Origin of the sequence: Humibacter sp. (assembly GCF_035547335.1) — a bacterium.
In the GTDB taxonomy this organism is placed as follows: Bacteria; Actinomycetota; Actinomycetes; order Actinomycetales; family Microbacteriaceae; genus Humibacter.
In genome coordinates this window covers 1-18123 of the sequence record NZ_DASZVF010000014.1, presented here as the reverse complement: position 1 = coordinate 18123, position 18123 = coordinate 1, and the positions used below count along the sequence as shown (strand labels likewise).

The window sequence follows — 18123 nt, the reverse complement described above, 5'->3', positions numbered from 1 at the left end:
GGCCGCATTCAGTGGAACTTCGAGAAGTTCCTGATCACGCCGGCCGGCGAGGTGCACCGCTTCCGTCCTCGCACGGAGCCGGACGCTCCAGAGGTGATCTCGGCGATCGAGACCGCGCTGCCCGCCGCAGCCGCCTGAGGGCGACGCCAGAGCTGCCCGCGGCCGGCACCGGCGTGCACCTCGTAGGCTGGCAGCCGTGAAAGCCCTCCTTCCGATCGGCATCGTGCTCGTCGTGCTCGGCCTGGCAGCAGGATTCGGCTACCAGATCGTCGTCGCTGTGACGACCGGCCTGCCCACCGCCGGAATCGGATGGCTGCAGGCCACCGGGTTCGTGCTCGCGGCGATCGGCGCGATCATGATCGGCGTGTCCATCGGCAGGCGCCGGGCCGCCCGCCGCGCGGCGCAGGAGCGCACGCAGCGGCTGCGCCAGCCGGGGTCGCGCTAGCCGGGGCCGCGCTAGCCGGGGTCGGTCGCACCGCCGGGGTCGGTCGCACCGCCGGGCACTACACTCCCTCGGCCAGCGTGATGAACGCGCTCAGCTCGGCGACGCCGTCTGGTCGATGCGGCAGGTGCTCGGTGAGCAAGGGCGAGTAGACGAGGTAGGCGGCCCACTTCGCGCGTGAGACGGCCACGTTGAGCCGGTTCTTCATGAGCAGGAAGCGTGGACCCCGTGGCGCATACTCGGCCGACGACGCAGCGAGCGACACGATCGCGACGACCGCCTCCCGGCCCTGGAACTTGTCGACGGTGCCCACGCGCACGTCGCCGTGGCCGGCGTCCGCCAACGCGGCGCGCACGAGCGCGAGCTGCGCGTTGTACGGCGTGACGACGATGATGTCGTCCTCGACCAGCACACGGTCGCCGTGCTCGTCGTGCCAGGCGCGACCCAGCGTGCGCCGCACGAGCTCGACGACGCGCTCGGCCTCGTCGACCGACTCCGTCGCATCGCCGTCGTGCACGACGGGCTGCGCATGCAGGCCAGGAGGCACGCCCTCCAGGAACCGGCCGGCCGACTCCGGATGTGCACGCAGCCGTCCCTCGTACGACAACACCGAGACGCGCTCGGCGAGGGCGGGATGCATGCGCCGCGTCTGCGGCAGGAAGAACCCGAGCTCCGCCGGCAGCACGTCGTGACCGTCGCTGATCCAGCCGAGCGCCGAGCGATCGACGGGCTCCGGATGCAACCCCTGGCTCACCTGGGGCAGCTGCTGCGGATCGCCCAGCAGCAGCAGGTTGCGGGCGGCGACCGCGGATGCCGCCGTCGTCGCGAGCGAGAACTGCCCGGCCTCGTCGATCACGAGAAGGTCGAGGCTGCGTGCCGGCACGCGCGCCGGGTTGCTGAAATCCCATGCCGTGCCGCCGACCACGAAACCCGTCTCGAGATGATCGAGTGCGAACTGGAGCTGGCCGTCCTTCGGCAGCACGGTGTACGGGCACCGGTCGTCGGCTGCGGCTCCGCTCTGCGGCACCTTTCCGACGAGGGCGCCGTCGAGGCCCGCCGTCGTCACCACCGAGGCCAGCAGGTGCTCGATGACGGCATGCGACTGGGCCACCACGCCGATCTTCCAGTGGCGATCGCGCACGAGAGACGCGATCACGTGAGCACCCAGGTAGGACTTGCCCGTGCCGGGCGGGCCCTGCACCGCGAGGTAGGAATGGTCGAGGTCGGCCACCGTGCCCGTCACCTCGGCGATGAGCGAGTCATCGGATGCCCTTCCCACGCGCTCCGCGACGCTTGCTCCCCTGACCCGCGGCACCACCCTGCGCAGAAGGTCCGTCACCGGGTCGTGCGGCCACTCGGGCCGCGCATCCACGATCGACCTGCACCAGGACTCGATCGCCGGCACCTGAGTTCCTGCTCGCGGCGGCGGCCCAGGGGTGACGGCGCTGGGCAGGTCGTCGTACGGGACGACATCCTCCTGCCGCCTCTCATCGACGACCAGCCAGTCGTCGCCGACTTCTGCGAGCCGGACTCCTTTGGCGCTTCTCGCTCCCGGGTCGCCGCTCGTGGCGGGGAACGGTCCGGGGAACTCGTAGAGCAGGTAGGCGTCGCCTCCGGATTTCGCGGTGCTGCCGGGGCCGAACTGACCGGTGAGCCGAAGGAGCCGGTGGTCGGAGCGCTGGCCCTCGTCGCGGTACCAGTTCCGCAGCACCTCCGCGCGCTCGACGACGAACACGTCCCTCGTGTTGGCCCACGCCTCCATCGGATCCACGAGGCGGGCGAAATGCGCCCACCAGAAGCTCTTCTGCTCGCGCCGGTGGTAGTCCAGCGTCGCGGCGGCGAACGCCGCGGCGGTCTCGTCGGCGGTGCGCTCCCGTGTGGCATCGGTGCCGGAGAGGTACGGCACGGCGGACTCGCCTGCGAGCGCCAGCAACTCGTCGCGCAGCGTCGAGGGTTCGAGTTCCGGCGTCCTGTGCTCGGGGGCGGGAAGACCGACCGGGATGCGCGCATCCGCGGCACGAGCCAGCAGCCAGTCCCGCAGTCGCAGGGTGGACAGGCAGTCGTACCTGTTGTACGCCGCGATCTCGTCGAGTCTTCGCTGCCCCTCTTCGATCTCCCCCGTCAGCATGAGAGCCCTGGCTGCGGCGTACTCCTCGATCGAGGTGCCGGCATCCTGCACCTCGCCCGAACGCAGTTCGCGCCCCATGTAGAGTGGCTCGAGCTTCTTGATGGAGTACGAGCGCGACCCCACGCGTACCGCCTTGCGCACCAACGGGTACAGGTCGACCAGCACGTTGTCGCGCAGGAGGTCGTCGACCTCGTCTTCGCCCACACCGTGCCGGGCCGCGAGCTGCAGCAGGTGCGTGCGCTCGTACGACGCGTAGTGGTAGATGTGCATGCCGGGATGCTCGGACCTGCGGCGCCGCACGTCGCGCAGGAACGCCATGAGCGCCTCGCGCTCCTCGGCGAACGTGTGCGCCCAGAACGGGACGAACTCGCCGTCCGTCTGCAGCACCCCGAAGAGGTAGTCGAGCCCCCACTGATCTGTACCGTGCCCGCCAGAGCCGCCCCCGCCAGAGCCGTTCCTGCCCGCGCCGCCGGCTCCGGCACTCTCGGTGTAGAGAGGGTCGCCCTCGAAATCGAAGAAGATGTCGCCGGGATCGGGTTGGGGCAGCGCGGCCAGCGCACTCGGGTTGAACACCACGACGGGTGGTGGCTCACCCGCCGACGCGGCCAGCTGCAGCTGCGCCTGCTGACGCAGGGCGGCCAGCGTGCTGGGTGCGATGCGGTCGACCTCGACGTCGTCGGGAAGCGATGCGAGATCGTCGATCGTGCTGATGCCGGCCGCCACGAGCCGCGGACGCTGGGTGACGCGCACCCCCGCGACGAGCAGCACGTCGCGCTGGGCCTCGACCTCCGCGGCACAGGTGTCGCATCGCCCGCACGCCGCGAATCGCTCGTCGCCCCACTGCACGGCGCGTCCGTCGGCCAGATGCTCGCGCACGATCTGGTGCAGGCGGGCGATGCGCTTGCGATACACAGGGAGGATGTCCGCGAGCCGGTGCGTGCTCACGCTGCCGTCGCCGAGGAGGAGACGCACCTCGTCTGACGGCTCGATGCCGATGCGGCTCAACTGCAGCGCGTATGCCGCCACCTGCAGCAGAGCAGTGACCTTGGCCCTTCGCGCGAGCTTCGTGTCTTCGACCGTGTAACGGCCGTCGGCTTCGCGCACGATGAAGTCGGCATAGCCGACGAACGCGATCGGCGGCTCGGCGACCGATCCATCGGCGGCCTCGTTCCGTTCCGGTCTGTCGAGCGCCGGCTCGAAGAAGACTCCCTGGTACACCACAGGAGCGCCTCCGCGGAAGGCGGCGGCCGTCGCCTCCGCGGCGGACGTGAGCGCCGCGGCATCCGGATGCTCGGGGCGGTCGAAGACCTCGACCGCCTCGCCGAACCGCTCCAGGTAGCGGTCGAGCACGCGGTGCTCGTGCTCGTCTCCCAGGCGCGACGTGCGCTCCAGCATCGCATCCAGCGGGCGCTCCACGACAGGCCCCCAGCCCAGCTTCCCGTCGAGACGGCGAAGGAAGTCGAACTCGCACGTCGACGCCGTGCTGAGGTCGCTGGGACTCAGCACGACGGAGCCGTCGGGAAGCAGGAACATGGGGCAACGCTAGCGCCGACCACCGACGCCGATGCGCGGCGGCCGCCGATCCCCGCACGCGAAAGCGAGGGGAAGCGGCGGCCGTGACGTCGATCCGGGCCGAGGGCTAGCGACCGCCCTCGATGCGGCGGCTGCGCTGCTGCTCCCCGGGAACGCCGTACGGGTAGTCCTCCACGCGCGGCGTGCTCGCCTCGTCGAGCGCGGCGAGCTGGGCGCCCGTCAGCTCGATGTCGCTCGCGCCCAGGTTGTCGTTCAGCTGCTCGACCGTGCGCGCGCCGAGGATGACGCTGGTCACCGCCGGCTGCGCCAGCAGCCAGGCCAGCGACACCTGCGACAGCGACGCGTCGTGCACGTCGGCGATCTCCTGCACGACGTCGAGGATGCGCCACGTGCGCGGATCGTCGTTGCGCCCGCGCCACGCCTCCATGCCGCGCTCCGGGTTCTCGCCGAGCCTCGTCGCGCCCTCGGGGGCGACGTCGCGCTGGTACTTTCCGCTCAACCAGCCGCCGCCGAGCGGAGACCACGGCAGCAGTCCGATGCCCGCATCGAGCGAGGCGGGCACGATCTCGTGCTCGATGCCGCGCACGATGAGGTTGTACTGCGGCTGAAGGGTGACGGGCTCCGCCCAGCCGTGCGCCCGCGCCACGTGGACGGCCTTCGTGAGCTGCCAGCCGGTGAAGTTCGAGAAGCCGTAGTACTGGATCTTGCCCGCCGCGATGGCGTCGTTGAGAAAGCGCAGGGTCTCCTCGATCGGAGTGAGGGCGTCCCACGCGTGCATCTGGTACAGGTCGATGGTCTCCACGCCGAGGCGCGCGAGCGACGCGTCGAGCGCGCGGCTGAGGTGCCTGCGCGAGAGACCGAGGTCGTTCGGGCCCTCACCCATCGGGAACCGGCCCTTGGTCGCGATGACGAGCCGCTCGGCCTCGGTCGGATGCGCGGCCAGCCACCTGCCGATGATCTCCTCCGACACGCCGTGCGTGTAGACATCCGCGGTGTCGATGAAGTTTCCTCCGACCTCCACGTAGGCGTCGAGGATGGCGAACGACGCCTCCTCGCTCGCCTCGTGACCGAACGTCATGGTGCCGAGGGCGAGGTCGGTGACGGCCGTTCCGCTGTGGCCGAGTGTGCGGTAGTGCATGGTTCTCCTTGAACGGGGTGGATCGGAAGGGGGATGGGATCTGATGCGACGGGCCGTTCCCGTCGCCCGGCCGCGGGGACGAAGGATGCGCGCGAGTACCGGTCAGGCCGCGTCGCGGCCGCGCAGCGCCTGTTCGATGCGCTCGAACGCGTCCGACGCGAGCGGGCCGTGCCGCAGGGAGCCGATGAGGTCGTCCACCTGCTGCTCGTTGCGGAAGCCGGGGATGGGGATGGCGCGGTCGGAGCGGGTCCAGATCCAGGCCAGCGCGCCCTGAACCAGCGAGCGGCCGTCGGAGGTGAGGTCTTCGCGAACGGAGTCGAGCGCGGCGAGGTACTGCGGGCTCGGCGTTCCCTTCACGAACCACTTCATCCACTCCGGCTGGTGGGTGCGCACGTCGTCGGCGCCGGCGACCGGGCGGTTCGCCGTGTACTTGCCGCCCAGCAGCCCCATGGCGAGGGGCGACCGGCACAGCACGCCGAGGTCGGCGCTCTCGCACAGCTCGAGCATGGCGGGGTTGTCGTCGAGCACGTTGAGCTCGATCTGCATGGCCGTGCAGTGCTCGCCGCCGACGAACGGCCTGGCCAGGTCGGGATCGTCCGTGCTCACGCCGTACCAGGCGACGGCGCCCTCGTCGACGAGCGACTCCAGCGCCCCGATCACGTCATCGGCCTGTGCGGCCGAGATGTCGGGCGTGTGCAGCTGCAGGAGGTCGATGCGGTCGCGACCCAGGCGCGCGAGAGACGCGTGCGCTGCAGAACGCACGTACTCGGGAGACACGTCGACGCCCGTGAGCTGCCGGTTCTGCTCGTCGATGACGTTGCCGAACTTGGTGGCGATCATGACGTCAGGGTGCCCAGCGAGCACGGGCTTCAGCGCCCGCTCGGCGTGGCCGGCGCCGTACGCGTCCGCGGTGTCGATGAGGTTGACGCCTGCGGCGAGGCCGCGCTCCAGGGCCGCCACGGTCTCGCGCTCGTCGATGCCCGCGTATCCGAGCTTCTGCGTGCCTGCCGCCATGTCGCCGCCGAGCGGCCAGGTGCCGAGCGCGAGCGCGCTCACCTGAAGGTTCGAGCGGCCGAGCCGCCGGGTGGGAAGGGTGGTCATCGGGTGATCTCCTCGTAGTACCGGATCTTGTGCTCGATGTAGTCGAGCGCCTCCTGCTGACGTCGCATGTCCTCGAGCACGCGCTCGCGGTGCTTGCGCAGCATCTGCAGACGTTCGTGCTCCGTGCCCTGTCCCTGCCTGACCAGTTCGACGAAGTCGCGGATGGTGCGGATCGGCATGGCCGTCTGCCGCAGGCACTTGATCACGTCGATCGACTCCAGGTCGCCGTCCGTGTACACCCGGCGTCCACTGGCGTCGCGACCGACAGGCGAGAGGATGTCGGCGCGCTCCCAGTACCTGAGCGTCTCGGCCGAGACACCGAGGTTCGCGGCCGCCTGCGATGGGGTCATCATCGTCGTCGTCATGTCACCATGGTGCGACCCGGAGTGCGCTCCGGGTCAAGTCCGCGCTTCGAATCGATTCGTGCGCTATGAGGAACGGCTCAGGCCCGCGGATTCCCGGGCGGCGTCGTGCTCGAGTGCCGGTGGCGCGAGCGCGATGGATGCCGCGCACTCGCGTCGCCAGCGCACGCAACCGTACCCGGCAACCACCATGCCCGCCACGGCGACGGCCGCCGCACCCCAGGATGCGCCGACGGCGGCGACCACGAGGCAGGCGATCGAGCCGCCGAGCGCCACCCACCAGCCGGCCACGAGTCCCCGGGCGAGCGCCGCCGCCTGCACGAACAGCGCGGCGACAACGACGGCCGGTCCCCAGGATGCCGGATCGCCCGACTGGTCGGTGAGCGCGTAGGCGGCCACGACCGTGGAGATCGCGAAGAGCACCACCCCGTATGCTGCCTCCCTGCCGGTCACCGCTCGCGGCGTACTCGAGGCGCTGCCGCGTCGCACCCGCCAGCCGTAGGCGCACAGTGCGGCGAGCACGAGCCTGATGGCGGCATCCACGAACCGCGACTCCGCGAGCGCGAGCACGGCGAAGGCCACGCAGAGCACGGCGGCGGACGGCCACGCCCAGCGCGCGCCACGGGCGACGGCCACCTCTGCCGCCAGCAGAGCCGCAGCACCCAGCACTCCGGCGAGGACGATCTGCTGCGATCCCCACACCGCCAGCGGAGCGGTCAGCCAGTCGAGCAGGGCGAGCATGGCGGCCTTTCTCTCGACGGGGACGAGCACCATTGTGCCGCGATCGAGGTACAGGGCGCCGCGTGATCGCGCGTTCACCGGACTGTCCCCGCGAATCGTTATCCAGGCGAGACCCGGCCGAACCCGCATGCCGACCTCCGAGCGCTCCTTCGCGTCCACCGGGTTCGCGACGACGCGCTGCGAAACCGAACGGCCGGGCGATTCGCGGCGGGTGGGCCGTCGTCGTACCCTTGTCGATCACAAAAGCGTGTGGGGACGAGCGCAGGGGAGGTCGACGGATGACGCCGCAGGAAAGGCATCCGATGAGCCTGGAACTGCTGCGCCAGGAGGCCAGAGACGAGCTCGCGGCCGTCATCGAGTTCCGCTGCCGCCTGGGCGACGACCCGTGGGAGTTCCTCCCCGAGCTGCCGACGGTCGACGAGCAGGTCGTGCTCACCCTGCGCGAGGAGACGATCGAGGCGCACGACCTGGCCGAGGCGAGGTCACGGGCGTATCACCCTTCCGCGGCGCGGGAGGAGCGCGAACAGTTCGAGTACCAGCTGCTGAGGCGGGTCGCGCTCGACCACCCGGAGCTCACGCCCGCCGTCTGGAGCATGCTCGGCAGGCTGAACGCCGCCTGACCGGAATCAGACGACGAACGTGCGCGGCAGCTCGCAGACGAACCCGCGGCACAGGTACTCGGTCGGCTCCCCACCGATGGCCGTTCGCGCCTCGAAGAGCCCGAACCCCGCCGAGGCGAGCGCGGATGCCGCCTTCTCCGACACGACGACCCCCACGGCGCCCGCGCCCAGGCCCTGCACCCGCTCGGCCGCCGTGCGTCGAAGCCGCCCGTCCCCGTCGACAGCAGTTGCGCCGGGCGTGACGACCACGAGCTGCAGCAGCTCCCCCGACAGCGCCGTGGCCACCTGCAGCACTCCCCCGAACGCGATGGGCGAACGCGCCGCGGCGTCGGCGAGCTGCGAGACCGCGGTTCTCGCTGCCGTGTCGTAACGCTCGTCGTCGGTGAGGGAGTACAGCACACGCGAGGCGTCGGCCAGCGACGACAGCCCGCCCGGATACGCGCCCTCGGAGGGATCGGCATCCGAGACGAGACCGTGAGCGGACAGCACGGGATCGCCGCCGCCGGGGACCGCGAACGGCGTGCGCTGCTCCTGCGCGTCTGCTGCGGCATCCAGGGTCGCGTCGACGAGCATCCGCGCCGCCTGCGCGAAGCGTGGCTCGCCGGTGGCGAGGAACACGTCGAGCAGGCCTCGCGCGAACAGGCCGTAATCCTCCAGTGCCGGTGCCGCCAAGGACGCGCGACCGTCGAGCGACGCGCGCGTGAGCATCCGCCCGTCGGCAGCGACGTGCGATGCCAGCAGGCGATCCGCCATCCCGGATGCGTCGACCACCCAGTCCAGCCGGCCGAGCAGGGCACCGGCGTGGGCGGCGGCGCCGAACGCAAGTCCGTTCCATCCGGTGAGCACCTTGGCGTCCAGTGCCGGCCGCGGCTGTTCGGAACGCGCCTCGGCGGGCAGCTGGTAGTAGGCGCCCTCGCGTCGCACGCCGTCGACCTCGCTCTCGGAGTCCTGAGCAGAGGCCAGGCCGTCGGCGACCCTGAGCGTGCCGAACAGGAAGGATGCGATCCCCTTGGCGACGTCCGCGAACCGGGACTCGCCGGAGAGCACTGCGGCATCGGCGTACAGCCGCAGCAAGCCGGCGTTGTCGTAGAGCATGCGCTCGTAGTGCGGAACGCCCCAGTCCCTGCGCGTGCCGTACCGGAAGAAGCCGCCGTCGACCGGGTCGCGCAGGGCCGAGGCCGCCATGCGGTCGAGCGTGTGCAGCGCCGCGCGCTCGGCCTCACGCACGCCGGAGCCCAGCAGGAATCCGAGCGCGGGCACGGCGGGGAACTTCGGGCCGGGAAAGTCCGGCGGCGAGCCGAAGCCGCCGAACTCGGGGTCCTCTGCGCCGGCGAGCGCCCTGGCCGCTGCCGCCAGTCGGTCCGCATCCAGCGCCCGCGCTTCCGCACCGGATGCGCCGCGACCGTCCCTGCCGAGCTCCTCGACGGCGGCCGCCACGCGCGACGCGGTGTCGGCGACGTCGTCGCGGCGGTGCGTCCAGGCATCCGTCACCGCGTCGAGGATCTGCCCGAACGACGGGATGCCGCCACTTGCCTGCGGCGGAAAGTAGGTGCCGGCGAAGAACGCCCGGCCGTCGGGCGTCGTGAACACCGAGAGCGGCCAGCCGAGCGATCGCGTGAACGCACTCGCCGCAGCGAGGTAGGCCGCGTCGACGTCGGGATGCTCCTCCCTGTCCACCTTGACCGCCACGAATCCGGCGTTGAGCCTGGCCGCCAGGCTCGGGTCGCTGAACGTCTCCCTGGCCATCACGTGGCACCAGTGGCAGGTGGCGTAGCCGATCGAGACGAAGACCGGCACGTCGCGTTCCCGTGCCTCCGCGAACGCCTCCTCACCCCACGGATGCCAGTCCACCGGATTCTGCGCGTGGGCGAGCAGGTAGGGGCTCACGGCGTCGGCTAGTCGGTTCGGCATGCCGCCAGCCTAGGTTCGGCGTCGCGGCTCGGCGCCGAGCACCCGCACTGCGGGAGCGTTAGAGTCGCCTTCGTGAGGCTGATCATCGTGGACGGGGCGACGGCCAGCGCGATGGCGTCGATCCTTCCCGTTCTGCTGCTCGCCTTCACCGTCGAGCTGCGCCGAACGGAACTTCATCGCCGCGGCAGGCGCCCGGGATGGCTCATCGTGGGGCTCGCGGCGTTCTACATCGCGTTCGGGCTGGTGGAGACGACCATGGTTCTCTCCATCGACGGCCACCTGCTGCCCACGCAGCCCAGCGACGTGCTCTCCGGCCTCGCCATCTTCGCGCTTCTCGTGCTGCTCTTCGTGCTCGCGCTCGTGCCCTCTCGCGGCAAGAACGACGAGTAGGCGACGACCACTAGGGCCCAGGCACGGGCGCAGGTTCCCGGGCCGGCGCCTGCGGCTCGCATGCCTAGAGCTCGCGGGACTGCAGTTCGCGCGGCTCGAGATAGAACGCGTCGAGGCAGCGCGGCCCGTCCTCGGTCAGCCACGCCGTCTCCTTCTGCGTGTTGTTCGGCGTGCCCAGCCGGTACTCGATGGCCTCCGTGAGCCCTTCTCTCGGGTCGGTGCCGCAGGTCTCCAGGAAGGCGTCGACGAACAGAGCCCTGAAGGGCTCCACGTGCTCGGCGACGGCGGGATCGACGTCGAGATCCGATCCGAGCGTGAGCAGCACGGTGACCGCCGCGTCGACGGATGCCTTCCCGGCGGTGACATCCGTCCAGTCGATGACGACGGGGCCGCGAACGCTGAGGATCACGTTCTGCGGGTGCAGATCGCGGTGGATGACGACGAGGCCCTCCGTGTCGTCGGCGAGCCAGGGCGGCGCCGGGAGCCTGTGCAGGCGCTCGTGCAACTCGCCGAGAAGCCGGCCGTACCTGCGGTACTGGGCCGGCTCGTGCACCATCTCGTCGAACAGTGTGCCGCCGTCGACCCGCTCGACGACGAGATCGGGGCCCTCGGCGTCGTAGACGTGGGGAACGGGATACCCGCGCTCCTCGAGATGGAGCATGGCGCGCGCCTCCAATGCGGCGTCCCCTCCATCGCGGTACCGCCGGAGCACGCGTCCGTCGCCCAGATCGAAGACGTCCGCCGCTCTTCCCCGCGCGATCAGCTCCATGACTGGAGCCTAGGACCGGTGACCGGCGCTCGGACCGCCCGAGGACGGAACGTCGCTCAAGCGGCGCCGCGCGCGACACATCGCCGCGCGCGGCGCCGTCGTCGTCAGCGCATCTGCAACGGGTGCGTGCCCCTCCGGCCGTCCTCGCCGCGGTCGAGAGACGCGATCGCCTGCATGTCGTCCCAGGTGAGCTCGAACGAGAAGATGTCGAAGTTCTCGGCCATGCGCTCGCGGTGATTCGACTTCGGGATCGCGATGTTGCCGGTCTGCACGTGCCAGCGCAGCACGACCTGGGCGACCGTCTTGCCGTGGGCATCCGCGATCTGCTTGAGCACGGGGGCGTCGCTCAGGGAGCCGCCCCCGAGCGGATACCACGCCTCGGTCGCGATGCCGTGCTCGGCATGGAACGCGCGCAGCTCGCGCTGCTGGAACTCGACGTGCAGCTCCACCTGGTTCACGGCCGGCGTCACTCCGGTCTCGGCGATGACCCGTTCGAGATGCTCGATCTGGAAGTTCGAGACGCCGATCGACCTGGCGCGCCCGGATTCGGCGATCGCGATCAGCGACTTCCACACGTCGGCGTAGATGCCCTTCTCGTGCATCGGCCAGTGGATGAGGTAGAGGTCGACATAGTCGAGGTCGAGCGCATCCAGGCTGGCCTGGAAGGCGTCATCCGGATGCTCCTGGTCGCCGTTGGCGAGCTTGGTCGTGATCCAGAGATCCTCGCGGGCGACGCCGGAGGAGCGCACCGCCTCGCCGACGCCCTTCTCGTTCCGGTACCCGGCCGCCGTGTCGATGTGACGGTAGCCGACGTCGATCGCGTCGCCCGCGATCTCGGCAGTGCGCGCCGGGTCGACGCGGAACACGCCGAATCCGAGCTGAGGGATTCTGGTGCCGTTGTTCAGTTCGACAGTGGGAACGTTCGTCTCGGTCATGCCGTCAACGCTAGCGAACCGGACCCGTCGACCGCGGGCCCGGCCTTGCCGAGACCGCACCCTCGCGGGCTGAGCTCAGCGAGCGACGGAGCTCAGCACGCGGGGTTCAGCGCGCGGGGCTCAGCCTGCCGCCTGGACGTCGTAGATGCGGATGAGCTCGCGCTTGAGCACCTTGCCGCTTGGGCCGAGCGGCAGCGACTCCACGATCTCGACGCGCCGCGGGAACTTGTAGGCGGCCACCCGTTCCCTGGCGTGCTCCACGAGCTCCTCGGGCGTCGCGCTCGCACCGGGCACGAGCGTGACGGCTGCCATGATCTCCTGCCCGTGCTGCTCGTGCGAGACACCGAACACGGCGACCATCGAGACGGCGGGATGCGCGGCGAGCACCTCTTCGACCTCTCGCGGATACACGTTGTAGCCGTTGCGCACGATCATGTCCTTCTTGCGGTCGACGATCGTGACGTAGTCGTCGTCGCTCTTGGTGCCCAGGTCGCCGGTGCGGAACCAGCCGTCGATCACGGCCTCCGCCGTCGCCTCCGGCAGGTGCAGGTATCCCTTCATGAGGTTGTGCCCGCGCACGACGATCTCTCCGAGCTCCCCGCGCGGCAGGAGCTCGATGCGGTCGTCCACCTCGGCATCCGCGATCTCCACTTCGACGCCCCAGAGCGGTTGTCCCACGGTGCCGGCTCGCGTGGGCTTGCCGACCACGTTGAACGTGGCCACCGGGGACGTCTCGGTCAGCCCGTATCCTTCGTGGATGTTGACTCCGTAGACCTCCCTGAACCGCTCGATCACCGCGAGCGGCAGGGCGGAGCCGCCGGAGAGCCCGTACTTGAGCGGCGGTCGCTCCGGATTCGACTTCGCCGCCTCCAGCAGCGCGATGTACATGGTGGGAACGCCGGTCATGATCGTGCACGCGTGCCGGTTCAACAGCTCGAGCGCCGTCGCGCCGTCGAAGCGCGGAACGAGCACGACGGCGGCGCCTGCCCGGAATCCCACGTTCATCACGCAGACCTGGCCGAACGTGTGGAAGAGGGGCAGGCATCCGAGCACCCTGTCCTCCGCCGTCAGGTCGAAGGCGTCGGTGAGCAGCGAGCTGGTCTGCTCGACGATGGCGAAGTGGCATCCCTCGGCACCCTTGGGCTTGCCGGTGGTGCCGCTCGTGTAGAGGATGGTCGCGGTGTCGAACGGGTCCATCGGAAGGTATCCGGCGACGGGCTCGGCGGACGCCGCCTCGTCTTCCAGCCTCGGGAACGGAAGACCTGCCCTCGCGTCATCGGGCACCAGCACGCTGAGCAGGTCGACGCCCGCCTGGGCAGCGGCCTTCGCGCCCTCGCCGAGGAGCGGCGCGGCGCAGACCAGGGCGACGGAGCCGGAGTCGCGCAGCACGTACTCGATCTCATCGGCCTTGAGGAGCGCGTGCACCGGCACGACGACGCCCCCGAGCGCGAGGATCGCGAAGTACACGCGCGGAAAGTCCGGGACATTGGGGATGAGCACCGCGACCGGCGTGCCGCGACCGACTCCCCTGGCCCGGAGCGCTCCTGCGTACCGGCGGGTCTCCCACCACAACTGCGCATAGCTGATCTCCTGGTCGCCGAAGATGACGGCCGTGCGCTCGGGGTTCGTCCTGGCGGCCTCCGCGAGGATGGCGGCAACCGAGACGGTGGCGAATCCTGAGGGCCGTTCGGTGGAGGCGTCGCCGGCGCTCGACCCGGTGTTCTCGTTCATGGCTGCTCCTTGTCGTCGTTGACACGGCATCCGGTCGGATGACAAGGAACCTACACGCGCACGCTGGAGCTGCGCCGACGACCCCGCCGATCAGCCGAGACCGGCGAGCCGGAGCAGGGCGGCGACCACGGCGCCGACGATCACGACGACGAGGAAGGGTGCTCGCAACAGCAGGGCGATCAACGCCGCCAGGAGCGAGCCGATCCGCGCGTCGAACGTGAGTTGCTGGCCGTTCGCGAACGTGTTGAGCACGGTGAGGGATGCCAGCAGGCCGATCGTCAGCGTGCCGGCCACGCGCGTCATCCGCTTGCTCTTCAGCACCCTGGCAGGCACGAGGTACCCGATGAGCTTCGTGAGGAATGCGACGACTCCCGCGGCGAGGATGTAGAGCCAGGTGGTCACGGCATCCGCCGTTCGCGCTCGTCGCCGGAACCGGGCTCGAGGTCGTGCCCCTGGTTCGCCCGGTGCGGCGGCTCCACATCGGGTTCCAGACCCTCGTCCGCCTTGCCCACCCCGAACAGGCCCCAGAGCGCGGCGACGACGGCCCCGACCAGCACGGGAACACCCGGCGGCACGAACGGTACGACGATCACCGTCACCACGGCACACGCGACGGCGATGGCGGCAGGTTCCCTCGCCTTCAGGCGCGGCCACAGCAGGCCGAGGAACGCGGCGACGGCTGCGCCGTCGAGCCCCCACACCTTCGGATCGCCGATTGCCCCGCCGAGCAGCGATCCCACGGCAGTGAACACATTCCACAACAGGAATATGCCGACCCCGGTCACCCAGAACGCCCGCTTCTGCTCGGCCGGATCCGCCTGCGCGCTCGCTGTCGCCATGGATTCGTCGATCGTCACGTGCGCTGCTCCGAGCCGCAGCCAGCCCCGGGGAGCGATGAGCGCGTTCAACTGCATGCCGTAGACAGCGTTCCGGATTCCCAGCAGCGCCGCGGACCCGAGCGCCGCTCCCCCGCTGCCGCCGCCGGCGATCACCCCGATGAACGCGAACTGGGAACCGCCGGAGAAGAGGAGGAGGCTGAGCACCTGCGTCTGCCAGAAGTCCAGGCCAGACGCGACTCCCAGCGCTCCGAACGAGACGCCGTACAACCCCGTGGCGATGGCGACGGATGCCCCGGTGCGAGCCGCAGGAGACCGCCACAGTTTCATGCACGCCAGTCTGCCAGCGCCCTGCGCCGCGTCCACGCGCAGCATCCACGCGGGACCTCCACCCGGGGACGCCACCCGGAGCGGCGACGCGAATAGGATGGAGGGCTCATGTCTTCCGCCCACACCGCCCGAACCGGCGTGACCGGCGCCCGTCGCGTCAACGCGCCGGATATTCCGGCCATCCACTTCCCGCCCGAGCTTCCGGTCAGCGAGCGGCGGGACGACATCGCGCGCGCCATCGAGTCGCACCAGGTCGTGATCGTCGCCGGTGAGACCGGTTCGGGCAAGACCACGCAGCTGCCGAAGATCTGCCTGCAGCTCGGACGCGAGTCGATCGGTCACACTCAGCCCAGGCGGATCGCCGCACGGGCCATCGCGGAGCGCGTCGCGGAGGAGCTGGGCCAGGAGGTCGGCGGCCTGGTGGGCTACAAGGTGCGGTTCACGGACGAGGTGTCGAAGGCGACACGCATCAAGGTGATGACCGACGGCATCCTGCTGAACGAGATCCACCGAGACCGCGACCTCACCGCATACGACACGATCATCATCGACGAGGCGCACGAGCGCAGCCTCACCATCGACTTCCTGCTCGGATACCTGCGGCAGCTGTTGCCGCGACGTCCCGACCTCAAGGTCGTCATCACGAGCGCGACCATCGACCCGGAGAGCTTCGCCAGGCACTTCGCCGACGCGGAAGGCAACCCCGCACCCGTGATCGAGGTCTCCGGGCGCACGTACCCGGTCGAGGTGCGGTACCGACCGCTCGTGGCAGAGGAAGCGGACGCGGCAGACGACGGGGACGACGTGGATGCCACGCCTGCCGCCGACCGCGACTACCTGCAGGGCATCACCGACGCGCTCGACGAGCTCGGCCGGGAGAAACCGGGCGACGTGCTCGTCTTCCTCTCCGGCGAGACGGAGATCCGCGATGCCGAGGACGCCGTGCGCGGACACCTCACCCGGCGGGGCGAGGCGGCCACCACGGAGGTGCTGCCGCTCTACGGGCGTCTCTCCGCCGCCGACCAGCACAGGGTGTTCGGGCCGGTGCCGGCCGGCATCCGGCGTCGTGTCGTGCTGTCGACCAACGTGGCGGAGACGAGCCTGACGGTTCCCGGCATCCGGTACGTGATCGACGCCGGCACGGCGCGCATCTCCCGGTACTCGACGAGGGCCAAGGTGCAGAGGCTGCCCATCGAGGCGATCTCGCAAGCCTCCGCGAAGCAGCGCTCGGGCCGCTCCGGGCGCACGAGCGACGGCATCGCCATCCGGCTGTACTCCCGCAGCGACTTCGAGAAGCGACCCGAGTTCACGGAACCGGAGATCCTGCGCACGAACCTCGCCGCCGTCATCCTGCAGATGATCTCGCTCGGGCTCGGCGACATCGAGGCGTTCCCGTTCCTCACCCCGCCCGATTCGCGCGGCGTGAAGGACGGCCTCGAGCTGCTCGCGGAGCTCGGCGCGGTGAAGCAGCGCTCGAACGGCGCGACCGAACGCGCCGCCGTGCTCACCAAGACCGGACGCACGCTCGCCAGGCTTCCCATCGACCCCCGGTTCGGGAGGATGCTCGTCGAGGCGGGCAGGCACGGCGTCGTGCGCGAGGTGATGGCGGTGGTCGCGGGCCTGACCATCCAGGATCCGCGCGAGCGTCCGCTGGAGAGGCGCGCACGGGCCGACCAGCAGCACGCGCGGTTCACGGATTCCACGAGCGACTTCCTCACGCTGCTCAATCTGTGGAACCACCTCGAGCAGAAGCAGCGGGAGCTCTCCTCCGGCGCGTTCCGGCGAATGTGCAAGGCGGAGTTCCTCAACTACCTGCGGATCAGGGAGTGGCAGGACCTCTACCGGCAGCTGCGCCGCACGGCGAAGCCGCTCGGGCTCGTGCCGGGCGACGCACGCGTGGATGCGGACGGCATCCACAAATCGCTTCTCTCCGGTCTGCTCTCGCACATCGGCCTCCGCGACGCGCAGAAGAAGGACTACGTGGGCGCGAGGAACACGCGGTTCCTGATCTTCCCCGGCTCCGCGCTGGCGAAGAAGCGGCCGGCTGCCGTGATGAGCGCGGAGCTGGTGGAGACGAGCCGCCTCTTCGCGCGCATGAACGCGGCCATCGATCCGGCCTGGGCCGAGCCGCTCGCGGGCGAGCTGGTGCGTCGCAGCTACAGCGAACCGCACTGGGAGAAGCGGCAGGGCGCTGCCGTCGTGTTCGAGAAGGTCACGCTGTTCGGTGTGCCGATCGTCGCGCGCCGACGGGCGCAGCTCAGCCGCATCGACGCGCCGCTGGCCAGGGAACTGTTCATCAGGCACGCCCTCGTGGATGGCGACTGGCCGGGTGACACGCGCGACCACGCCTTCGACTTCCAGCGTGCGAACGCGAGACTCCGCGCCGAGCTCGAGAAGGTCGAGGAGCGCACCAGGCGACGGGACATCCTGCTCGACGACGAAGCCATGGTGTCGTTCTTCGACCAGCGCATCCCGGCCGACGTCACGGACACCCGTTCGTTCGAGTCGTGGTGGCGGCAGGAGCGCAAGCGGAACGGCCGGCTGCTCACGATGCGCCGAGAAGACCTCGTCGACGACGTCGAGGAGGCGGTGATCGACGAAGAGGCGTTCCCGCCGGTCTGGCGGCAAGGCGATCAGCGACTGGCGCTCAGCTATCGCTTCGAGCCGGGTTCCGAGGACGACGGGGTCACGGTGCAGGTTCCGCTCGCCCTGCTTCCCCGGCTGAGCCCGGTCGGATTCGACGCGCAGGTGCCCGGTCTGCGGGTCGACCTCATCACGGCACTGATCCGCACTCTGCCGAAGGCGCTGCGCCGCTCCGTGGTGCCGGCGGCGGACTGGGCAGCACGCATCGCGGCTGAGCTCTCCGTGCGCTCCGGCACGAACTCCGCAGCCCCTTCCGACGAGCCGTTCACCGAGGTGCTTTCGCGCATCATCCGTCGCCTCACCGGCACGCCGGTCGACCCGTCGGATTTCGACGTCGACCGCGTCCCGCCGCACCTGCGCATGACGTTCCGGGTCGTCGACGAGCGTTCCCGAGTCGTGGCGGCGGGCAAGGACCTCCTCGAGCTGCAGCGCACCCTCGCCCCGAAGGTGCGGGAATCGGTGGCGAAGGCGTCGGTGCGTCGGCGTGATCCCCTCGAGCGCGTGGGACTGACG

The 18123-nt window shown here is 70.4% G+C and carries 15 protein-coding genes and 1 pseudogene; 5 read left to right on the top strand and 11 right to left on the bottom strand.

The window, feature by feature from the left end; genetic code table 11:
• Positions 1–138: pseudogene (locus VHB92_RS04620) on the top strand (glutathione peroxidase); the annotation flags it as partial.
• 58 nt (positions 139–196) lie between these two features.
• A complete protein-coding gene (locus VHB92_RS04615) occupies positions 197–445 on the top strand; it encodes a hypothetical protein (RefSeq protein WP_325451872.1) in 249 nt (82 codons plus the stop codon).
• A gap of 58 nt (positions 446–503) precedes the next feature.
• Here VHB92_RS04615 and VHB92_RS04610 read toward each other — a convergent pair whose 3' ends face one another.
• The 5 genes from VHB92_RS04610 to VHB92_RS04590 all read right to left on the bottom strand — a co-directional run bounded on the left by VHB92_RS04610 (position 504) and on the right by VHB92_RS04590 (position 7523).
• A complete protein-coding gene (locus tag VHB92_RS04610) occupies positions 504–4103 on the bottom strand; it encodes an AAA domain-containing protein (RefSeq protein WP_325451870.1) in 3600 nt (1199 codons plus the stop codon).
• Positions 4104–4209: 106 nt separating this feature from the next.
• The gene (locus tag VHB92_RS04605; RefSeq protein WP_325451868.1) at positions 4210–5241 is read right to left on the bottom strand and encodes an aldo/keto reductase; all 1032 of its coding nucleotides are present in this window, start codon (positions 5239–5241) and stop codon (positions 4210–4212) included.
• Between the two features lie 102 nt (positions 5242–5343).
• Positions 5344–6342: an aldo/keto reductase gene (locus VHB92_RS04600; protein ID WP_325451866.1), complete on the bottom strand. Its 999-nt coding sequence runs from the start codon at positions 6340–6342 to the stop codon at positions 5344–5346.
• Positions 6339–6707: a MerR family transcriptional regulator gene (locus tag VHB92_RS04595; protein ID WP_325451864.1), complete on the bottom strand. Its 369-nt coding sequence runs from the start codon at positions 6705–6707 to the stop codon at positions 6339–6341. The genes VHB92_RS04600 and VHB92_RS04595 overlap by 4 nt, the downstream gene beginning before the upstream one ends.
• Before the next feature lie 63 nt (positions 6708–6770).
• Entirely contained in the window at positions 6771–7523 is a 753-nt protein-coding gene (locus tag VHB92_RS04590; protein WP_325451862.1) for a nicotinamide mononucleotide transporter, read from the bottom strand.
• A 200-nt stretch (positions 7524–7723) separates the two neighbouring features.
• Between VHB92_RS04590 and VHB92_RS04585 the strand changes: the two genes are divergently transcribed.
• On the top strand, positions 7724–8065 hold the full coding sequence (locus VHB92_RS04585; RefSeq protein ID WP_325451861.1) for a hypothetical protein: 342 nt from the start codon (positions 7724–7726) through the stop codon (positions 8063–8065).
• 6 nt (positions 8066–8071) lie between these two features.
• Here VHB92_RS04585 and VHB92_RS04580 read toward each other — a convergent pair whose 3' ends face one another.
• A complete protein-coding gene (locus VHB92_RS04580) occupies positions 8072–9976 on the bottom strand; it encodes a thioredoxin domain-containing protein (RefSeq protein ID WP_325451860.1) in 1905 nt (634 codons plus the stop codon).
• A gap of 72 nt (positions 9977–10048) precedes the next feature.
• Here VHB92_RS04580 and VHB92_RS04575 point away from each other — a divergent pair, with 72 nt between their 5' ends.
• Positions 10049–10366: a hypothetical protein gene (locus tag VHB92_RS04575; protein WP_325451858.1), complete on the top strand. Its 318-nt coding sequence runs from the start codon at positions 10049–10051 to the stop codon at positions 10364–10366.
• Positions 10367–10430: 64 nt separating this feature from the next.
• Here VHB92_RS04575 and VHB92_RS04570 read toward each other — a convergent pair whose 3' ends face one another.
• From VHB92_RS04570 to VHB92_RS04550, 5 genes are all read right to left on the bottom strand, one after another.
• Positions 10431–11135: a phosphotransferase gene (locus VHB92_RS04570; RefSeq protein WP_325451856.1), complete on the bottom strand. Its 705-nt coding sequence runs from the start codon at positions 11133–11135 to the stop codon at positions 10431–10433.
• A gap of 104 nt (positions 11136–11239) precedes the next feature.
• The gene (locus tag VHB92_RS04565) at positions 11240–12070 is read right to left on the bottom strand and encodes an aldo/keto reductase (protein WP_325451854.1); all 831 of its coding nucleotides are present in this window, start codon (positions 12068–12070) and stop codon (positions 11240–11242) included.
• A 120-nt stretch (positions 12071–12190) separates the two neighbouring features.
• Positions 12191–13801, bottom strand: a complete 1611-nt coding sequence (locus VHB92_RS04560; RefSeq protein WP_325451852.1) for a long-chain fatty acid--CoA ligase — start codon at positions 13799–13801, stop codon at positions 12191–12193.
• A 90-nt stretch (positions 13802–13891) separates the two neighbouring features.
• On the bottom strand, positions 13892–14203 hold the full coding sequence (locus tag VHB92_RS04555; RefSeq protein ID WP_325451850.1) for an AzlD domain-containing protein: 312 nt from the start codon (positions 14201–14203) through the stop codon (positions 13892–13894).
• Entirely contained in the window at positions 14200–14967 is a 768-nt protein-coding gene (locus VHB92_RS04550) for an AzlC family ABC transporter permease (protein ID WP_325451848.1), read from the bottom strand. The genes VHB92_RS04555 and VHB92_RS04550 overlap by 4 nt, the downstream gene beginning before the upstream one ends.
• A gap of 108 nt (positions 14968–15075) precedes the next feature.
• Here VHB92_RS04550 and hrpA point away from each other — a divergent pair.
• Positions 15076–18123, top strand: a 3048-nt coding sequence (hrpA, locus tag VHB92_RS04545) for an ATP-dependent RNA helicase HrpA (protein WP_325451846.1), incomplete at its 3' end; no start/stop codon positions are given.